This is a genomic window from Arthrobacter ramosus, assembly GCF_039535095.1.
Classification (GTDB): Bacteria; Actinomycetota; Actinomycetes; order Actinomycetales; family Micrococcaceae; genus Arthrobacter; species Arthrobacter ramosus.
Genome location: NZ_BAAAWN010000001.1, coordinates 2,921,224 through 2,939,871, shown reverse-complemented (window position 1 = coordinate 2,939,871; position 18,648 = coordinate 2,921,224). Strand labels below are relative to the sequence as shown.

17 protein-coding genes are annotated in these 18,648 nt (G+C 64.4%); 16 read left to right on the top strand and 1 reads right to left on the bottom strand.

The genetic code is table 11. The annotated features are described in order from the left end of the window. The first annotated feature begins 6 nt into the window (after positions 1-6). The 6 genes from ribB (at position 7) to hisF (ending at position 4,071) form a co-directional block, all read left to right on the top strand. Positions 7-627 (top strand): 3,4-dihydroxy-2-butanone-4-phosphate synthase, encoded by a 621-nt coding sequence (gene ribB, locus ABD742_RS13620; protein WP_372460913.1) that lies wholly within the window; start codon positions 7-9, stop codon positions 625-627. Further along, positions 624-1,325: a GTP cyclohydrolase II gene (gene ribA / locus ABD742_RS13615; protein WP_234750223.1), complete on the top strand. Its 702-nt coding sequence runs from the start codon at positions 624-626 to the stop codon at positions 1,323-1,325. The genes ribB and ribA overlap by 4 nt, the downstream gene beginning before the upstream one ends. Before the next feature lie 75 nt (positions 1,326-1,400). Next, positions 1,401-1,886 (top strand): 6,7-dimethyl-8-ribityllumazine synthase, encoded by a 486-nt coding sequence (gene ribH / locus ABD742_RS13610; RefSeq protein ID WP_234750226.1) that lies wholly within the window; start codon positions 1,401-1,403, stop codon positions 1,884-1,886. Positions 1,887-2,003: 117 nt separating this feature from the next. Then, complete coding sequence (locus tag ABD742_RS13605; protein WP_018778638.1) at positions 2,004-2,267, top strand: phosphoribosyl-ATP diphosphatase; 264 nt, start codon at positions 2,004-2,006, stop codon at positions 2,265-2,267. A gap of 142 nt (positions 2,268-2,409) precedes the next feature. After that, the gene (hisG, locus tag ABD742_RS13600; RefSeq protein ID WP_234750229.1) at positions 2,410-3,270 is read left to right on the top strand and encodes an ATP phosphoribosyltransferase; all 861 of its coding nucleotides are present in this window, start codon (positions 2,410-2,412) and stop codon (positions 3,268-3,270) included. A gap of 24 nt (positions 3,271-3,294) precedes the next feature. Continuing rightward, complete coding sequence (gene hisF / locus ABD742_RS13595; RefSeq protein ID WP_234750232.1) at positions 3,295-4,071, top strand: imidazole glycerol phosphate synthase subunit HisF; 777 nt, start codon at positions 3,295-3,297, stop codon at positions 4,069-4,071. A gap of 89 nt (positions 4,072-4,160) precedes the next feature. Here the strand turns inward: hisF and ABD742_RS13590 are convergent, their stop codons facing one another. Further along, positions 4,161-4,805: a TIGR03085 family metal-binding protein gene (locus tag ABD742_RS13590; protein WP_234750234.1), complete on the bottom strand. Its 645-nt coding sequence runs from the start codon at positions 4,803-4,805 to the stop codon at positions 4,161-4,163. A gap of 89 nt (positions 4,806-4,894) precedes the next feature. Here ABD742_RS13590 and hisI point away from each other — a divergent pair, with 89 nt between their 5' ends. The 10 genes from hisI (at position 4,895) to ABD742_RS13540 (ending at position 18,614) form a co-directional block, all read left to right on the top strand. After that, positions 4,895-5,323 (top strand): phosphoribosyl-AMP cyclohydrolase, encoded by a 429-nt coding sequence (hisI, locus tag ABD742_RS13585; RefSeq protein ID WP_234750237.1) that lies wholly within the window; start codon positions 4,895-4,897, stop codon positions 5,321-5,323. A 57-nt stretch (positions 5,324-5,380) separates the two neighbouring features. After that, a complete protein-coding gene (locus tag ABD742_RS13580) occupies positions 5,381-6,961 on the top strand; it encodes an anthranilate synthase component I (protein WP_234750241.1) in 1,581 nt (526 codons plus the stop codon). Then, positions 6,958-7,563, top strand: a complete 606-nt coding sequence (locus ABD742_RS13575) for a Trp biosynthesis-associated membrane protein (RefSeq protein ID WP_234750244.1) — start codon at positions 6,958-6,960, stop codon at positions 7,561-7,563. The genes ABD742_RS13580 and ABD742_RS13575 overlap by 4 nt, the downstream gene beginning before the upstream one ends. An 89-nt stretch (positions 7,564-7,652) precedes the next feature. Then, complete coding sequence (locus ABD742_RS13570) at positions 7,653-7,925, top strand: HGxxPAAW family protein (protein ID WP_234750247.1); 273 nt, start codon at positions 7,653-7,655, stop codon at positions 7,923-7,925. 2 nt (positions 7,926-7,927) lie between these two features. After that, positions 7,928-8,746, top strand: coding sequence for an indole-3-glycerol phosphate synthase TrpC (trpC, locus tag ABD742_RS13565; RefSeq protein ID WP_234750249.1), 819 nt, complete (start codon positions 7,928-7,930; stop codon positions 8,744-8,746). Positions 8,747-8,856: 110 nt separating this feature from the next. Continuing rightward, positions 8,857-10,239: a tryptophan synthase subunit beta gene (gene trpB / locus ABD742_RS13560; protein ID WP_234750252.1), complete on the top strand. Its 1,383-nt coding sequence runs from the start codon at positions 8,857-8,859 to the stop codon at positions 10,237-10,239. Then, positions 10,239-11,051 carry a tryptophan synthase subunit alpha gene (gene trpA / locus ABD742_RS13555; RefSeq protein WP_234750255.1) on the top strand — a complete coding sequence of 271 codons (813 nt, stop codon included), beginning with the start codon at positions 10,239-10,241 and terminating at the stop codon, positions 11,049-11,051. The genes trpB and trpA overlap by 1 nt, the downstream gene beginning before the upstream one ends. A 19-nt stretch (positions 11,052-11,070) precedes the next feature. Then, positions 11,071-12,288, top strand: coding sequence for a prolipoprotein diacylglyceryl transferase (gene lgt, locus ABD742_RS13550; protein WP_234750257.1), 1,218 nt, complete (start codon positions 11,071-11,073; stop codon positions 12,286-12,288). A 262-nt stretch (positions 12,289-12,550) separates the two neighbouring features. Beyond that, complete coding sequence (gltB, locus tag ABD742_RS13545; protein ID WP_234750259.1) at positions 12,551-17,164, top strand: glutamate synthase large subunit; 4,614 nt, start codon at positions 12,551-12,553, stop codon at positions 17,162-17,164. Further along, positions 17,157-18,614, top strand: a complete 1,458-nt coding sequence (locus ABD742_RS13540; protein ID WP_234750262.1) for a glutamate synthase subunit beta — start codon at positions 17,157-17,159, stop codon at positions 18,612-18,614. Before gltB ends, ABD742_RS13540 begins: the two co-directional genes overlap by 8 nt. The last annotated feature ends 34 nt before the right edge of the window (positions 18,615-18,648 follow it).

Here is an 18,648-nt window from a genome sequence, read left to right as displayed (position 1 = left end):
CAGGCCATGGCGGCCGGCCGTCCCGTCATTGTTGTGGACAATGAAGACCGCGAAAACGAAGGCGACATCATCTTCGCCGCCGAACACGCGACGCCCGCCCTCATGGGATGGACCATTCGCTACAGCTCGGGAGTCATTTGCGTTCCCCTCGAGGAGTCGCGGGCTGATGCCCTGGCGCTGCCGCCCATGGTCCTGGTCAATGAAGACGCCAAGGGCACGGCCTATACCGTGTCCTGTGATGCTGCGGTGGGCGTGAGCACCGGTATTTCCGCAACGGACAGGGCCCTGACGGCCCGGATTCTGGCTGATTCCAGCAGCACGCCGTCCTCGATCACCCGTCCCGGGCATATTTTTCCGCTCCGGGCCGTTAAGGGGGGAGTGCGTGAACGTCCGGGACACACCGAAGCGGCAGTTGATCTTTGCCGGCTTGCGGGGCTCGCCCCGGTGGGCGTGATCGCCGAGTTGGTACATGACGATGGTGAAATGATGCGCCTGGACAGCCTCCGGGAGTTCGCTGCCGAGCATGGATGTCCTTTGATTTCGATCGAGGATCTCGTGGCTTACGTTGTAGCGTCGGAGGCTGAGCACCAGGTTGCAATTCCGGCAGGAAACGAGGAGCAGCGATGACTACAGCGACAACGCACGACGGCGGCACGCCCGCGCGCGCAACGCATCCCGTGAGCGGCGGCCCGATTGTCCAGCTACCCACCGCCTTCGGTGAGTTCGTGGCACAGGCGTGGATCGACCTTGCAACGGGTGCGGAGCACCTGGCGGTAAGTTCCCCGAAAGCGCCGCGTGCAGGCAAGGCCCCGCTGGTGCGCCTGCACTCGGAGTGCCTCACGGGCGACGTTTTCGGCTCGTACCGCTGCGATTGCGGCGAACAGCTGGCCTACGCCCTCGAGCTGATCCGCGAAGAGGGCGGCACCCTGCTCTACCTGCGCGGACAAGAAGGCCGCGGCATCGGCCTGGCCAACAAGATCAAGGCCTACGCACTGCAAGAGGCCGGATTCGACACGGTTGAGGCCAACGAGCAGCTCGGGCTGCCGGTGGACGCCCGCTGCTACAAAGCGGCTGCGCAGATCCTTGCCGAAATGGGCCTTCACGAAATCCGCCTCCTGAGCAACAACCCGGACAAGCAGAACAGGCTTGCCGCGGCTGGCGTGAAGGTTGTCGAGATGGTGCCCACCGAGGTTCCGTCCCGTGAAGAAAACCTTCGCTACCTTCAGACCAAGAAGGACCGCATGGACCACCGCCTGACCCTCGGTGACACTGAACCGGCCGGTACCCATGCAGCTGGCGGCACTTTTGACCTCGAACAAGACTGAACTGCACCAACAAGGCTGAACTGCACTACCAAGACTGAACTGCACCAACAAGGCTGAACGGACTACCACACACCCATGAGCGGACACGGCGCCCCCACCATCGACCTCACCACCCTCAACCCGGAGGAAACCCATCAACTGAAACTCGCCATCGTGGCCGCCAGCTGGCACACCCAGATCATGGACGGGCTCATCGACGGGGCACTGCGTGCTGCAAAGGAAGCCGGCATCGCCGAGCCCACCGTGCTGCGCGTCCCGGGGTCCTTTGAGCTGCCCGTCGCGGCCGCACGGCTCGCGCCGCATTTTGACGCCGTCGTTGCCCTAGGCGTCGTGATCCGCGGAGGTACGCCGCACTTCGACTACGTATGCCAGGCGGCGACGTCGGGACTCACGGAAGTAAGCGTCCGCACCGGCGTGCCGGTGGGCTTCGGCGTCCTCACATGCGACACCGAGCAGCAGGGCCTGGACCGCGCCGGACTGGAAGGCTCGTCCGAGGACAAAGGGCACGAAGCCGTGACCGCGGCGCTCTCCACTGCGCTCACCCTCAAGCAGTACACCTAGCAAATCGACGCAAGGGATGTGGGCGTGCCGGCGCACATTGTGCGTTCGCTCACATCCCTTCCGTCATGCAATGACCCGACAAGCGGTCACCGGCCCCGAGCAAGTAGGCTGGAGGGCGTGAAGAATTTCGAGACGCTGTTCGCAGAACTGAGCGAAAAGGCAGCGACCCGTCCGGCAGGCTCCCGCACCGTCGCCGAATTGGACTCCGGAATCCACGGCATCGGCAAGAAAGTCGTGGAGGAAGCCGCCGAAGTCTGGATGGCGGCAGAGTATGAATCCGATGAAGCCGCGGCCGAGGAAATCTCCCAGTTGCTCTACCACCTGCAGGTCCTGATGCTCGCCAAGGGTTTGAGCCTGGAAGACGTTTACAAGCATCTCTAGCCACGTCCGCTCCGCACGGACCTGAAAAGGTCTCACCGGAGCGCCAGCGTGGCCCTCGCGCTCACTGCAAAGTTTCTTCTGAGAACAGTGCCGTGAGCACAATGCCTGAAACATCCCCTTCCACTCCCCAAGAAAGTCCCCAATGCTGCGAGTAGCCGTCCCCAACAAGGGATCCTTGTCCGAAGCCGCCTCCGCGATGCTGACCGAGGCGGGATACCGCCAGCGCCGCGATACCCGCGAACTCGTCATGGTCGATCCCGACAACGACATTGAGTTCTTCTTCCTCCGCCCCCGTGACATCGCCGTGTATGTCGGCCAAGGAACGCTCGACGTCGGCATCACCGGCCGCGACCTCCTGCTGGACGCGCAGGTCGAAGCCGAAGAGCTGCTTCCCCTTGGCTTCGCCGCGTCCACCTTCCGTTTCGCCGGCCCCGTCGGTGACTTCTCCAGCGTCGAGCAGCTTGAAGGCAAGCGCCTCGCGACGAGCTACGACGGCCTCCTGCGCGATTACCTTGCTGAGCGCGGCGTCAAAGCCAAGGTTGTCCGCCTCGACGGCGCCGTTGAGTCTTCCGTGCGCCTCGGCGTCGCTGACGCGATCGCCGACGTCGTCGAAACCGGAAACACGCTCAAAGCTGCCGGAATGGAGATCTTCGGCGAGCCCATCCTCAAGTCCGAAGCCGTCCTGATCCGCCGCACCGGCGAGGGCGGTGCCGCAAACGGCACCGCGAAGGAGATCGAGGTCCTGATCCGGCGCCTGCAGGGTGTGCTCGTCGCGCGTCAGTACGTCCTCATGGACTACGACATCCGTAAGGATCTTGTGGAGGAAGCCGCCACCCTCACCCCGGGCCTTGAATCGCCCACCGTGTCGCCGCTGCGCGACTCGGATTGGGTCGCTGTCCGCTCCATGGTTCCGAAAAAGGAAACCAACCGGATCATGGATGAACTGTACGACCTCGGCGCCCGCGCCATCCTGGTCAGCAGCATCCACGCCTGCCGCATCTGACACGAGACAATTCCAGGAGTAGCAATGGCTGTAGCAGTACGTGTCATCCCTTGCCTAGATGTCGACGCTGGCCGTGTGGTGAAGGGCGTCAACTTCGAGGGTCTTCGCGACGCCGGAGACCCCGTCGAGCTGGCGCACCGCTATGACAACGCCGGGGCAGACGAACTCACGTTCCTTGATGTCACGGCGTCTTCCGGCAACCGGGAAACCACGTTCGACGTCGTTCGCCGCACCGCCGAGGAAGTCTTCATCCCGCTGACCGTCGGCGGTGGCGTCCGGGGCGTGGCCGAAGTGGACAAGCTCCTGCGTTTCGGCGCGGACAAGGCCTCCATCAACACGGCCGCCGTCGCGCGCCCGGACGTCATCGACGAGATCACCCGCCACTTCGGATCGCAGGTGCTGGTCCTGTCGGTGGACGCGCGGCGGACGAGGCCCGGCTCCGAGCCCACGGCTTCCGGCTTCGAGGTGACCACCCACGGCGGACGCCAGGGAACCGGAATCGACGCCATTGCGTGGGCCAAGGAAGCCGCGGACCGCGGTGTGGGGGAGATCCTCCTCAATTCGATCGACGCCGACGGCACCAAGGACGGCTTCGACCTCGAACTCATCCGCCTTGTCCGTGCGGCCGTCCACATCCCGATCATCGCTTCCGGCGGCGCTGGAGAACCGGCGCATTTCCCGCCAGCAGTGGAAGCAGGTGCCGACGCCGTTCTGGCAGCCTCGGTGTTCCACTTCGGTCCGGATGACATGATCGCCCAGGTCAAGGCAGCGATTCGCGAAGCAGGTTTCCTGGTCCGCTAGCCCGGTCCAACCCAACTGACTCGCACTTAACGTCGTTTAGAAGCCTCATAACGGCAACAACTGCGAGTCAGTTGGGGTTTAACGGCGGGTCAGAGGCCGACTTCGGCTGACTGAAGAAGGGCGACGGCGTCCGGTTGGCCTTCGAAGGTGACCAGCGCGTGATGCGTGCGGCCGTGGGCGTGCATGAGGAGCTCACCGGGCTCGCCTACGATGGCGACGGATACGGGAGCCCGCTTGGCAACATGGCGGGGACCCGTGGGGCGGACCAACACGATCCCGAGATCCACGCCGCGGTAGAGAATGGCAGCGCGCTTGATCAATTCATCCCACAAGGCGTCCGAGTATTCCTGGTCCAGGGCCCGCGGAGCCCAACGGTCTCCGGCCCGGCGGATGTCTTCCGTGTGCACAAAATATTCAATGAGGTTCGAGGACTCATCGAGGGCCTTGATCTTCAGGGGAGACAAGGCGGGCGGCCCCGAGCGGAAGGTATTCACCAGCTCGGCGTAATCTTCCGTGGTTTTGAGCTTGGAGGCCAGTTTTGCCGTGGCTTTGTCCGAGGCCCGGGCGAGGCTCTTGATGACCAAGCCGATACCGACGGCCGCTTTGCGCTCCCGCAAGTACAAGTGCGCCGCGAGGTCCCTTGTCAGCCACCCTTCGCAGAGCGTGGGGGAGTCAGGTCCGGCCGCCAGGAGTGTTTCGGCCAGTACTTCGCGGGAGGGATCGACGAAATGCATCACTTGTGAAACTAGCACGAGACGCGCTGTGTTGCGCAGTGGAACCGCCGCTGAATTTCGGCTCCGTATGAGGCACTAGACTTGATCTGATGTCTGAGCAGTCAACACCCCCAGCCACGCCCGCTGCCGCTTTTGCCGCGGAGCCCGTCGTCGCGCCCGTAAGTCCTCTCCCGCAAGAGCTGGCCGCCGCGCTGAAGCGCGATTCTGCCGGTCTTGTGGCAGCGATCATCCAGCAGTTCGACACCGACGAAGTGCTGATGCTCGGCTGGATGGACGACGAGGCGTTGCACCGGACCCTGACCACCGGACGCGTAACGTTCTTCTCCCGTTCCCGCCAGGAATACTGGCGCAAGGGCGACACTTCCGGGCACGTCCAATTCGTGAAATCGGTGGCCCTGGATTGCGACGGCGATGCCCTCCTGGTCCGCGTCGACCAAGTAGGCGCGGCCTGCCACACCGGTACACGCACATGCTTCGATGACCGGAGCCTCGCCGCCGTGACCGGCGAGCGGGACTAGCCCACCACACACCATCCACTGAGGCAAGCACACAAGAAGAGGCGGAGAACACTAACCATGCAGGACCTTGGAATCATCAGCCCGGGCCTGGAGGAGTTCCGCGAACTCGCCGCACACAGCCGGGTCATCCCGGTCCGGCTCAGGGTACTAGCCGACGCGGAGACTCCCATCGGGCTCTACCGCAAGTTGGCCCATGGCCAGCCCGGTACCTTCCTCCTGGAGTCGGCAGCCGTCGGCGGAGCATGGTCACGCTATTCCTTCATTGGTTCCCGTTCCCGCGCCACCTTGACCAGCAAGGACGGCCAGGCCCACTGGATCGGCGAGCCTCCCGTCGGCGTGCCGGTCGACGGCAGCCCGGTCGACGCCGTCCGAGACACCATTGCTGCCCTGCAAACCGACCGCTTCCCGGACCTTCCGCCCTTCACCTCCGGCCTTGTCGGCTTCCTCGGTTGGGAAACCGTCCGGCACTGGGAGAAGCTGACCAGCCCCCCGGAGGATGACCTCCACCTGCCGGAACTGGCCCTGAACCTCGTGACGGACATGGCTGTCCACGACAACATGGACGGCACCGTCCTGTTGATCGCCAACGCGATCAACTTCGACAACAGTTCCGAACGGGTCGACGAAGCCTGGCACGACGCCGTCGCCCGGGTGAAGCGACTGCTGGACCAGATCAGCACGCCGGTGAAGCAGCCCGTATCGGTGTTGCAGTCCGAAGCCCTCGACTTCGCGTCCAGCGTGCAGGAACGCTGGGATGAGCAGGATTACCTGAACGCGATCGATCGCGGCAAGGAAGCAATCGTCGATGGCGAGGTCTTCCAAGTGGTGATTTCGCGACGCTTCGAAATGGAGTGCTCCGCGGATCCGCTGGACGTTTACCGCGTACTGCGCAACACCAACCCGAGTCCATACATGTACCTCTTCAGCCTCGAAGATCCCGACGGCCGCGAATACACGATTGTCGGTTCCTCTCCCGAGGCCTTGGTGACGGTCACGGGCAATGAGGTCATCACCCACCCGATTGCCGGATCGCGGCCCCGTGGCAAGACCGTCGAAGCCGACAAGGCGCTGGCCACCGAGTTGCTCGCGGACCAGAAGGAACGCGCCGAACACCTCATGCTCGTGGACTTGTCCCGCAACGACCTGTCCAAGGTCTGCGTGGCAGGAACCGTGGACGTCACGCAGTTCATGGAAGTCGAACGCTTCAGCCACATCATGCACCTCGTGTCGACAGTGGTCGGAGAGTTGGCACCCGGGGCGAAGGCATACGACGTGCTCAAGGCGACCTTCCCCGCCGGCACGCTGTCCGGTGCCCCCAAGCCGCGCGCATTGCGTCTCCTTGACGAACTCGAACCGCACCGGCGGGGCATCTACGGCGGCGTCGTGGGTTACCTGGACTTCGCAGGCGACATGGACATGGCGATCGCGATCCGCTCGGCACTGTTGCGCGAAGGCCGGGCATATGTCCAGGCCGGCGGCGGCATCGTGGCCGATTCCCACAAGCCTTCCGAAGCGCTCGAGACCGTGAACAAGGCGGCTGCCCCCTTGCGTGCCGTGCACACCGCCGGATCGCTGCACGATATTTCCCCGGACGCGGTTTCCGCGGAAACGATCGTCGACGGGAACCCCGCCCTGTGAGCGCAGCCCGGCCCCAGACGGCCCTCACAAAGCCTCCCGTGTGGGCACGGAAGGGCAATGTCGTGCTCGCCATGGCAATCCTTGCCCTTGCCGTCTTCGGGACCACCACACAGACCTGGATCAACGTCCGGCTCGATCCCGCTGCCGCGGCGAATGCCGATCTCCACGTTCAAGGGAGCAAGGCCGCAACTGCGGTGACCGCACTCGCGCTCGTCGCCCTTGCCGGGGGACTGGCATCGTCCATTGCGGGCAAGGTTTCGCGCTGGATCATTGCGACGATCATCGTGCTTGCCTCGGCAGGCATCATTGTCGCCGCGGTGACGGTCCTGGCAGACCCCCTCGGTGCGGCGCAAGGAACCATTGCGGCGACCACCGGCATTTCGGGTGGACACGCCGCTGCGTCGTCCACCGTGTTCCCGGTACTCGCTGTCGTGGCTGCAGGGCTGCTGGCTTTGAGTGGTGGCCTGCTCCCGCTCGCGGGCCGGCACTGGAAGGCGCGCACCAAGTACGACGTCGCCAGCCGGGCAGCCCTCGCGGGTTCCGGACCCGTCGACGAGATCGATAGCTGGGACAGCCTCTCGCGCGGAGAAGACCCCACGTAAGACCCGACTGTCCGGACGTCGGACGATGTCCCGGGTGCGGTCAATAAATGGCAGAATGTAAGCAGTATTCGTCCTGAGGAGATTTTCACATGAGCAAAACCACAGTGTCCGCGAGCAAGGCCCCTGTGACCGCTGCCAGCCACAGCGACGCCATCGGCCACGGTAACAGCCCGGCCGCGTGGACCTGCGTGATTGTCATGCTGGTAGGGGCCCTGGTGTCCTCCATCGCCTTTGTTATCGCCAGCACCCCCATTTTCATCGCCGGCATCGTCGTGATGGTGGCCGGCCTGATTGCCGGCTGGGCCATGCGCAAGGCCGGCTACGGCGTCGACGGCAGCAAGCTGAAGAACGTCGGCCACTGACCGTGACCGTTCTTGATGACATCATCGTCGGTGTCAGGGAGGACATGGAGGCCCGTCGCCGCCTTGTCGGCCTTGACGAGCTGAAAGAACGCGCCGCGGCCACCGCTCCTGCGCTGGACGCGTGGGCTGCCCTGGGCGGTCCGTCAGCCAGCCGCGACGAACTGAAGGTCATCGCGGAAATCAAGCGCCGCAGCCCCTCCAAGGGCGATCTCGCGAGCATCGTCGACCCTGCTGCGCTTGCAGTGCAATACGCCGACGGCGGCGCCTCCGTGATCAGCGTCCTCACCGAACAGCGGCGCTTCAACGGCTCCCTGGCGGACCTGGACGCGGTCCGGGCCGCCGTCGACATTCCGTTGCTGCGCAAGGACTTCACGGTTGACGAGTACCAGATCTGGGAAGCCCGCGCCCATGGTGCGGACCTCATCCTGCTGATCGTCGCCGCGCTTTCAGATGCACAGTTGCGGGAATTCAGCGCGTTGAGCCACGAGCTCGGCATGAACGTCCTGGTGGAAACCCACACGCCCGAAGAAATCGAGCGTGCGGCCGCAGCCCAGGCGCGGATCATCGGGGTGAACGTCCGCAACCTCAAGACGCTCGACGTCGACCGCTCCCTGTTTGCCTCGCTCGCCGGAAGCATTCCAACCGGAGCGGTTGTCGTGGCTGAGTCCGGAGTGCGGAACGCCGACGACGTCGCGCACTATGCGGGGAACGGTGCCCACGCAATCCTCGTGGGCGAAGCCCTTGTGAGCGACTCCACCCCGCACGAGCGGATCAGCGAATTCAAGGCGGCCGGAGCTGCCGCCATCGCCGTCAGGACCTGAGACAGGCCTGATTCGCGGCGTGGACCCGGACAGCAGCAGACAACGCGGCTGGTAGCTGACCTGCGGCCCTGGAAAAACCCAACTACCAACTGAACAGGACGGTGAGACTGATGGTGGACGCATCAACAGCCAACTCGCAAGAGAATGTGGCCGACGCATTCCTACAAGGTGGAGCCTCGCTCCGCAACGCCGCCGGGCCCTACTTCGGCTCTTATGGCGGACGCTGGATGCCCGAGTCCCTCATCGCCGCCCTGGACGAAGTCGAGGACACGTTCGAGAAAGCCAAAGCCGATCCTGAGTTCCTTGCCCAGCTGAAGGACCTCAACAAGAACTACTCGGGCCGTCCGTCGCTGCTCACGGAGGCCAAGCGTTTCTCCCAGCACGCCGGCGGCGCGCGCATCTTCCTCAAGCGCGAAGACCTGAACCACACCGGATCCCACAAGATCAACAACGTCCTCGGCCAGGCTTTGCTCGCGAAGCGCATGGGCAAGACCCGCGTCATCGCCGAGACCGGCGCCGGCCAGCACGGCGTTGCCAGCGCCACCGCTGCAGCCTTGCTCGGACTGGAATGCGTCGTCTACATGGGCGCCGAGGATTGCCGCCGCCAGGCACTCAACGTGGCCCGCATGCAGCTCCTGGGCGCCACCGTGGTTCCCGTGACCAACGGATCACAAACGCTCAAGGACGCCATCAACGACGCCCTCCGCGATTGGGTTTCCAATGTGGACAACACCCACTACTTGCTTGGCACCGCCGCAGGGGCACACCCGTTCCCGGCGATGGTGCGCTTCTTCCACGAGGTCATCGGCGAGGAAGCGCGCGCCCAGATCCTGGAGCAGACCGGCAAACTTCCGGATGCCGTCTGTGCCTGCATCGGTGGCGGTTCCAATGCCATCGGCATCTTCCACAGCTTCCTGGATGACGCCTCCGTGAAGATCTACGGTTTTGAAGCCGGCGGCGACGGTGTCGAAACAGGACGCCACGCGGCCGCCATCACCCTTGGACGCCCCGGCGTGCTGCATGGTGCCCGGTCTTACCTCATGCAGGACGAAGACGGCCAGACCATCGAATCCCACTCGATTTCCGCAGGACTGGACTACCCGAGCGTCGGTCCGGAGCACTCCTACCTCGCGGACATCGGCCGCGTCACATACGAGCCCATCACTGACACCGAGGCCATGGACGCGTTCCGCCTGCTCTGCCGGACCGAAGGCATCATCCCAGCCATCGAGTCCTCGCACGCCCTCGCCGGTGCCATCAAGGTGGGCAAGCAGCTCACCGAAGGCAAGGAAAACCCGGCTGACACGATCATCATCGTGAACCTGTCCGGGCGCGGTGACAAGGACGTGGAAACGGCCGCCGAATGGTTCGATATGTTGGATGAAAACGGCAACGTCAAGGGCACCACCCTCTCCACGCGCAAGCCCAAGGGCCCGTCCGAACGCAGCAACCTTGAGATCAGCACTGAAGAAGCAAGCGAGGACCAGAACTGATGACTGAGCAGATGACCAGCAAGTCCGCTGCCGCGATCGACCGCGCGAAGGCACAAGGCCGGGCCGCGTTGATCGGATACCTGCCCGCAGGCTACCCGGACGTTCAGTCAAGCATCGACGCCGGCATTGCCATGGCCCGCAACGGCGCGGACCTCATTGAAATCGGCATCCCGTATTCGGACCCTGTCATGGACGGCTCCGTTATCCAGGCTGCAACCACAGAGGCCATCGCCAACGGGTTCCGCGTGGCCAGCGTTTTCGACGTGGTAGCGGGCATCACCGCAGCCACTGACGCCGCCGTGCTTGTCATGACCTACTGGAACCCGGTGATGCGCATGGGCGTCGACGAGTTCTCACGCAGGCTGGCCGAAGCCGGGGGAGCCGGACTCATCACGCCGGACCTCATTCCGGACGAGGCTGCCGAATGGTTCGCGGCATCGGACAAATACGGACTCGACCGGGTCTTCCTCGTGGCACCCTCGTCTACGCCGGAACGCTTGGCGATGACGGTGGAGGCGAGCCGCGGTTTCGTTTACGCCGTCTCCATCATGGGCGTCACCGGAACGCGGCAGTCTGTCAGCAGCAGCGCGGAAAAGCTTGTCGCCGACACCCATGCGGCCGGTGCCGAGAGGGTCTGCGTCGGGCTCGGAGTCTCCAACGCAGACCATGTCCGCGAGATTGCGGCATACGCCGACGGCGTGATCGTCGGTACCGCGTTGGTTGCGGCCATCCGCGACGGCGGCGTTGACGCCGTCGCGCAACTCACCAAGAACCTCAGTGCCGGCCTCGGCCGGGCAACAGCGCAGGCCTAGAAAAGGAAAAGCGTAGACAATGCAGAGTCTCCTCCACGTCGCGGCAATGGCTCCCATGAGCATTCCGAGCCCCTCATGGTCCGGATTTGATATTCCGCTGCCGTGGGGGACTCTCCGCATTCATGCGTACGCCCTGTGCATTCTTCTCGGCATCATCCTGGGCCTGTGGCTCACCGCCGTGCGCTGGAAGCGCCGCGGCACTCCCGAAGGCAGCCTGTGGGACGTCGCCATCTGGGCGATCCCCTTCGGCATTGTGGGCGGACGCCTCTACCACGTCATCTCCTCGCCGGACGCGTACTTCGGCCCGGGCTTCAACGGCACGGGCGACCTCTCCCTGATCCCGCAGATCTGGCGGGGTGGCCTGGGCATCTGGGGTGCCGTGGTTCTCGGCGTTGTCGGTGCTTGGCTCGGCTGCCGCCGCTCCGGCGTCAAGTTGACCGCCTTCCTCGACGCCGCAGCCCCCGGGCTCCTGCTGGCGCAAGCGATCGGGCGTTGGGGGAACTGGTTCAACCAGGAACTCTTCGGCGGACCCACCACGTTGCCATGGGGCCTTCAAATTGACCCGAACAGCCCCAATTTTCCGGCCGGAATGCCGAGTGACACACTGTTCCACCCGACGTTCCTTTACGAATCCCTCTGGAACATCATCGGCGTCGTGGTCCTCCTGGTCCTGGACCGCCGCTTCCATTTCCGCCGGGGCAGGCTCTTCTGGCTGTACGCCATCTACTACACGCTTGGTCGCGTCTGGATCGAAGCGTTGCGGATTGACGATGCCGAACAGATCAACCTCTTCGGCATCACCACACGGCTCAACGTGTGGACCAGCATCTTCGTCTTCGTCGCAGCGCTCATCATCTTCATCGTCCTGAGCCTGCGCGGCAGGCCGGAGCCGGACACTGCGTACCTTCCCGGCAGGGAACCGGCTGCGGTGACCGCCGAAGAGGACGAGCCCGCCACGGTTGACTCAATTGCCGGGGACGATGAGACGACTGCTGCTGAGGCGAACAGCACAATTGTGACCGATACGAAGGCCCATGATACGGACGGATCTGTCTCAGATACCGGTGCGCATGGTAATCTCCGGAATAACCAAAGCGATCTGGGCCATACTGCTGAGCCTACGGAAACGGCCGAGGAGTCACATGCCGGCGTCACGTCGGATTCCGGCTCCGCGTCCACCGAAACCACCGCCAGCAGCGCCCCCGGATCCGGGCCGGAAGCTGGCAGCACCAAGTAGCCAGCGCTACGGCACAGGGGAACCGGGCTACCGCCCAGAGGCCCCCGGCCACAGCGTCGTGGCACCCTTGACAGTCGCCCGGCAGCACACAGAGGCTCCGCGGTCAAGCTTGGGTCAGGGACATGCGTAACTGTTCGTTGCGTCTTGCGAGCTGACCTACAATTTCAAGTAACTAGCGCTTTGTTATGCCCGTCACACGGCAGGCAAGGTGGGGCCAACGTTGTCCCTTCCATTCGCACGATCTCGAGGAAGGACGTCTTCAATGACCCATCTTCATAACCCAAGCTGGTCCGAATCAGTCGAACCGCAGGGGGCCATCTCGCCCTTCAAGCGTTTCGCTGCGCTCCCGGAAGCCCAGGGACTCTACAACCCTGAGCAGGAGAAGGACGCTTGTGGCCTGGCCATTATTGCCACGCTGCGTGGTGAACCCGGCTATGACATCGTGGAAGCGGCCCTGACTGCCCTGCGCAACCTTGAACACCGGGGCGCCGTGGGCGCCGACGAAGGCACGGGCGACGGCGCCGGGCTCCTCATGCAGGTTCCGGACGAATTCTTCCGGGCCGTCACTGAGTTCGAGCTCCCCGCACCCGGCCAGTACGTGGTGGGTACTGCGTTCCTTCCGGCTGAAACCCGCGAAGCCGAGACCGCAAAGGCCGGCATCGAGGCTCTTGCAGTGGATGAAGGCCTGACAGTTCTTGGCTGGCGTGAAGTGCCGGTGGTTGGGGACCTGGTCGGCGCCATGGCCCGTGCCTGCATGCCTTACTTCGCACAGCCGTTCCTTGCTTCGGCCACTGGCGAAGTGCTGGACCGGAATGAACTCGACTCCCGGGCGTGGCGTGTCCGCAAGCGTGCCCAGAACAAGTTCGGCGTGTACTTCCCGTCGTTGTCCTCGCGCACCATCGTGTACAAGGGCATGTTGACCACTGCCCAGCTGGAGCCGTTCTACCCGGATCTCTCGGACAAGCGCTTCAAGACCAAGCTGGCCATCGTGCACTCGCGCTTCTCCACGAACACGTTCCCGTCGTGGCCGCTCGCCCAGCCCTTCCGCACCATTGCCCACAACGGTGAAATCAACACTGTCAAGGGCAACCGGAACTGGATGCGGGCGCGCCAGTCGCAGCTCGCGAACCCGCTGCTGGGCGATTCCCCGGAGGAGTTGTACCCCATCTGCACGCCGGGTGCCTCGGACTCCGCGTCCTTCGATGAGGTTGCCGAGCTGCTCTGGCTTTCCGGTCGGCCCATCACGCACTCGATCATGATGATGATCCCCGAGGCGTGGGAAAACCACGCCACGATGGATCCTGCCCGCCGCGCCTTCTACGAGTACCACTCGCTGCTCATGGAGCCGTGGGACGGTCCGGCAGCAGTGTCCTTCACCGACGGCAACCTTGTCGGTGCAACCCTTGACCGCAATGGCCTGCGCCCCGGCCGTTACTGGATCACGGAAGATGGCCTGATCATCTTCGCCTCCGAAGTCGGCGTGATCGAGGTCGAACCGGCCAAGGTAGTCAAGAAGGGCCGTGTTTCGCCGGGCAAGATGTTCCTGGTGGATACCGAAGCCGGTCGCATCATCGACGACGCCGAGGTCAAGGCCGAGGTCGCCGCGGCCAACCCCTGGGCCGAATGGGTCAAGGACAACCTGATCGACCTCAACGATCTCCCTGAGCGCGAGCACGTGCTGCACACGGCTGCGTCCGTCAATATCCGCCAGCGGACTTTCGGCTACACCACCGAAGAACTGAAGATCCTCCTCGGGCCGATGGCCCGCACGGGGGCCGAACCGCTCGGCGCCATGGGCTCCGACACGCCGGTTGCCGTGCTGTCCAAGCGCCCGCGCTTGCTGTTCGACTACTTCGTGCAGTCCTTCGCCCAGGTCACCAACCCGCCGCTGGACGCCATCCGTGAAGAGCTTGTCACCTCGCTGACGTGCGCCATCGGTCCCAACGGCAACCTTCTCGATGTCGGGCAGGTGCGCCAGCCGCAGATCTCCCTGCCGTTCCCGGTGATCAACAACGATCAGCTCGCCAAGATCGCCAACATCGAGAACGCCGACGGCGACAAGGTCGCCATGAAGGTCCGGGGACTCTACCGTCCGGAAGGCGGCGAAGCAGCCCTCCGGAGCCGCCTGACCGAAATCTGCGAGCAGGTTTCCGGCGCGATCAACCGCGGCGTGCAGTACATCGTGCTGTCCGACCGCGACTCCAACGCGCAGTGGGCACCCATTCCTTCCCTCCTGCTTGTCAGCGCGGTACACCACCACTTGCTCCGCAGCGCCAACCGCACCAAGACCGCCCTGGTGGTCGAGGCCGGCGACGTCCGCGAAACGCACCACGTGGCTGTGCTCGTGGGCTTCGGCGCTTCCGCCGTGAACCCGTACCTGGCCATGGAATCCGTGGAGCAGCTCATCAGCACCGGCGAAGTCGTTGGTGTGACTCCCGAAGACGGCGTCTACAACCTCATCAAGGGCCTCGGCAAGGGTGTCCTGAAGATCATGTCCAAGATGGGCATTTCCACGGTGGCCTCCTACACCGGCGCCCAGACTTTCGAAGCACTGGGCCTGTCCCAGGACCTCGTGGACGAATTCTTCTCCGGCACCCACTCCCAGTTGGGTGGCGTCGGCCTCGACGTCATCGCCGCCGAAGTTTCCGCACGCCACCAGATGGCCTACCCGGAAGGCGGCATCGAGCTGCCGCACCGTCCGCTGCTCGGTGGCGGCGAATACCAGTGGCGCCGCGACGGCGAACCGCACCTGTTCAACCCAGAGACTGTCTTCCGCCTGCAGCACGCCACTCGCGAACGCCGCTACGACATCTTCAAGTCCTACACCAAGGGAATCGACGACCAGTCCGAGAACCTCATGACCCTCCGTGGGCTCTTGAAGTTCAAGGACAGCCTGCGCCCCGCAGTGCCCCTTGAAGAGGTCGAGCCGGTTTCCAGCATCGTGAAGCGCTTCTCCACGGGAGCGATGAGCTACGGCTCGATCTCCAAGGAGGCCCACGAGACCCTCGCGATCGCCATGAACCGGCTGGGCGCCAAGTCCAACACCGGTGAAGGCGGCGAAGACGTGGACCGCCTCCTGGACCCGGAGCGCCGCTCCGCCATCAAGCAGATTGCCTCCGGCCGTTTCGGCGTGACCAGCCTGTACCTGACCAACGCCGAGGACATCCAGATCAAGATGGCCCAGGGCGCCAAGCCCGGTGAAGGCGGCCAGTTGATGGCGCAGAAGGTCTACCCCTGGGTAGCCCGGACCCGCCACTCAACCCCCGGCGTCGGGCTCATTTCCCCGCCCCCGCACCACGACATCTACTCGATCGAGGATCTGGCGCAGCTCATCTACGATGCCAAGCGGGCCAATCCCTCGGCACGCGTACATGTGAAACTTGTGTCCGAAGTCGGGATCGGCACGGTGGCGTCCGGCGTCACCAAGGCGAAGGCCGACGTCGTGCTCGTCTCAGGGCACGACGGCGGAACCGGCGCCTCGCCGCTGAACTCGCTCAAGCACGCGGGTGTCCCGTGGGAGCTCGGCCTCGCCGAGACCCAGCAGACGCTCATGCTCAACGGGCTCCGCGACCGCGTCGTGGTTCAGGTGGACGGCCAGCTCAAGACGGGCCGCGACGTCCTCATCGCTGCGCTGCTGGGTGCCGAGGAGTACGGCTTCGCCACCGCGCCCCTGGTGGTTTCGGGCTGCATCATGATGCGTGTCTGCCACCTCGATACCTGCCCGGTCGGCGTCGCAACCCAGAACCCGGAGCTCCGCTCGCGCTTCACCGGCAAGCCGGAGTTCGTGGTCAACTTCTTCGAATTCCTTGCCGAGGAAGTCCGTGAACTCCTTGCCGAACTCGGTTTCCGCAGCCTCGAAGAGGCCATCGGGCACGCCGAGGTCCTGGACACCCGCGAAGCAATCGACCACTGGAAGGCCGAGGGACTCGACCTCGACCCGATCCTGCACGGCCTCGAGTTTGACGACGACGTTCCCCTGAGGAACCTCACCGGCCAGAACCACGAGCTCGACAAGCACTTCGACCAGCGCCTCATCGGCATGGCCGCCGAAGCTTTGAGCGACCGGACGCCGGTGAAGATCGCCGTCGACGTCATCAACACGGACCGCTCCGTCGGCACCATGCTGGGGCACGTCGTGACCAAGACGTTCGGCATCGATGTGCTCGCCACGGACACTATCGACATCACGCTGAAGGGCACCGCCGGGCAGTCGCTGGGCGCCTTCCTTCCGGCAGGCATCACCCTGCGCATGTTCGGAGACTCCAACGACTACGTCGGCAAGGGCCTCTCCGGCGGACGCATCATCGTCCGCCCGGACCGCACCAACGTTTTCCAGGCGGAACGCAACGTCATCGCCGGCAACGTGATCGGCTACGGCGCCACGAGCGGCGAAATGTTCCTGCGTGGCCAGGTGGGCGAACGCTTCATGGTACGCAACTCGGGGGCCACCGCCGTCGTCGAAGGCATCGGTGACCATGGCTGCGAATACATGACCGGCGGCCAGACGCTGATCATCGGCCGCACCGGCCGCAACTTCGGCGCCGGCATGTCCGGTGGTACCGCCTACGTACTGGACCTCCAGCCTGCCCGTGTGAACAAGCAGGCCTTGGATTCCGGCGAACTGCAGCTGCTTGAGCTCGACGACGAGGACCGCACCATCGTCCACGGACTCCTGGTCAAGCACCTGGAAGAAACCGAATCCGTCCTCGCAGGCCGCTTGCTCGAAAACTTCGATGACACAGCCGCCCGCATCACCAAAGTTCTGCCGCGCGACTACGCCGCAGTCCTGCAAACCCGTCTCGACGCTATCGAAGAAGGCCTTGATCCCGATGGCGAAGAAGTATGGTCTCGAATCCTGGAGGTAACCGGTGGCTGATCCACGCGGATTTCTGAAAGTCCGGCAGCGCGAGACGCAGCCACGCCGTCCCGTTCCCGTCCGCATCATGGACTGGAAAGAAGTCTACGAAGCCCAGGACAAGGGCGTGCTCAAGAGCCAGGCAGGGCGCTGCATGGACTGCGGCGTTCCGTTCTGCCACCAGGGATGCCCCCTGGGGAACCTCATCCCCGAGTGGAACGACCTCACCTGGCGCGGCAAGGGCGAGGAAGCGATCGAGCGCCTGCACGCGACGAACAACTTCCCTGAGTTCACGGGCCGGTTGTGTCCTGCGCCGTGTGAAGCGTCCTGTGTCCTGGGCATCAACCAGCCCGCTGTGACCATCAAGCAGGTTGAAGTTTCGATCATCGACGACGCCTTCGAAAACGGCTGGGTACAACCCCTTCCGCCGGCGCGTCTCTCCGGCAAGACGGTCGCCGTCGTCGGCTCCGGCCCCGCAGGGCTTGCAGTCGCACAGCAGCTGACGCGCGTTGGACACACTGTGGCCGTCTACGAGCGCGACGACAAGATCGGGGGACTGCTGCGCTACGGCATCCCCGACTTCAAGATGGAGAAGGAACAGGTCGACCGCCGCGTCGAGCAGATGAAAGCCGAGGGCACCCGCTTCCGCACGGGTGTCGCGGTCGGAAGCGACGTGACGTGGGAGCAGTTGCGCCGCCGTTACGACTCCGTGGTGATCGCCACCGGTGCCACCGTTCCGCGCGACCTTCCCATCCCCGGCCGCGAATTCGAAGGCATCCATTTCGCCATGGATTACCTGGTGCCCGCCAACCGCGTGGTTGCCGGTGAAACCGTGGAGGACCAGATCGATGCCAGGGGCAAGCACGTGATCATCCTCGGTGGCGGCGACACCGGCGCCGACTGCCTCGGCACGGCACACCGCCACGGCGCCGCGTCAGTCACCACCTTGGCGATCGGTAAGCAGCCGCCGCTTGAGCGCGCCTCGCACCAGCCATGGCCGACGTTCCCCACGCTCTTCGAGGTTGCCAGCGCACACGAAGAGGGAGGCGAACGCACCTACCTCGCCTCGACCGTTGAGTTTGTCGGCGAAAACGGCAAGCTCACAGGGGTCAAGGTGGCCGAGACCGAGTTCGTCGACGGCAAGCGCCTTCCGAAGGCCGGCACGGAACGCATACTTCCGGCCGATCTGGTCTTGCTGTCGCTCGGCTTTACGGGTGCGGAACCTGCCGGTATCACCGAACAGGTCAGCGCAGAATTCGACGGCCGCGGCAACGTGGCCCGAGATGGGTACTACATGACCAACACCGAGGGCGTCTTCGTGGCAGGCGATGCCGGCCGCGGGCAGTCCTTGATTGTGTGGGCTATCGCCGAAGGCCGCGCCTGCGCTGCCGCCGTCGACAAGTACCTCATGGGCAGCACCATTCTCCCCGCGCCGGTGGCTCCCACCGACCGGGCCATAGCGGTCCTCTAAGGACCGGCGCACGACGCTTTCCCAACTCCAACTG

Coding starts and splice junctions, on each gene's coding strand:
- ribB (WP_372460913.1), top strand. CDS start 7: ATGGCGGCCGGCCGTCCCGTCATTGTTGTGGACAATGAAGACCGCGAA.
- ribA (WP_234750223.1), top strand. CDS start 624: ATGACTACAGCGACAACGCACGACGGCGGCACGCCCGCGCGCGCAACG.
- ribH (WP_234750226.1), top strand. CDS start 1,401: ATGAGCGGACACGGCGCCCCCACCATCGACCTCACCACCCTCAACCCG.
- hisG (WP_234750229.1), top strand. CDS start 2,410: ATGCTGCGAGTAGCCGTCCCCAACAAGGGATCCTTGTCCGAAGCCGCC.
- hisF (WP_234750232.1), top strand. CDS start 3,295: ATGGCTGTAGCAGTACGTGTCATCCCTTGCCTAGATGTCGACGCTGGC.
- ABD742_RS13590 (WP_234750234.1), bottom strand. CDS start 4,805: ATGCATTTCGTCGATCCCTCCCGCGAAGTACTGGCCGAAACACTCCTG.
- hisI (WP_234750237.1), top strand. CDS start 4,895: ATGTCTGAGCAGTCAACACCCCCAGCCACGCCCGCTGCCGCTTTTGCC.
- ABD742_RS13580 (WP_234750241.1), top strand. CDS start 5,381: ATGCAGGACCTTGGAATCATCAGCCCGGGCCTGGAGGAGTTCCGCGAA.
- ABD742_RS13570 (WP_234750247.1), top strand. CDS start 7,653: ATGAGCAAAACCACAGTGTCCGCGAGCAAGGCCCCTGTGACCGCTGCC.
- trpB (WP_234750252.1), top strand. CDS start 8,857: ATGGTGGACGCATCAACAGCCAACTCGCAAGAGAATGTGGCCGACGCA.
- trpA (WP_234750255.1), top strand. CDS start 10,239: ATGACTGAGCAGATGACCAGCAAGTCCGCTGCCGCGATCGACCGCGCG.
- lgt (WP_234750257.1), top strand. CDS start 11,071: ATGCAGAGTCTCCTCCACGTCGCGGCAATGGCTCCCATGAGCATTCCG.
- gltB (WP_234750259.1), top strand. CDS start 12,551: ATGACCCATCTTCATAACCCAAGCTGGTCCGAATCAGTCGAACCGCAG.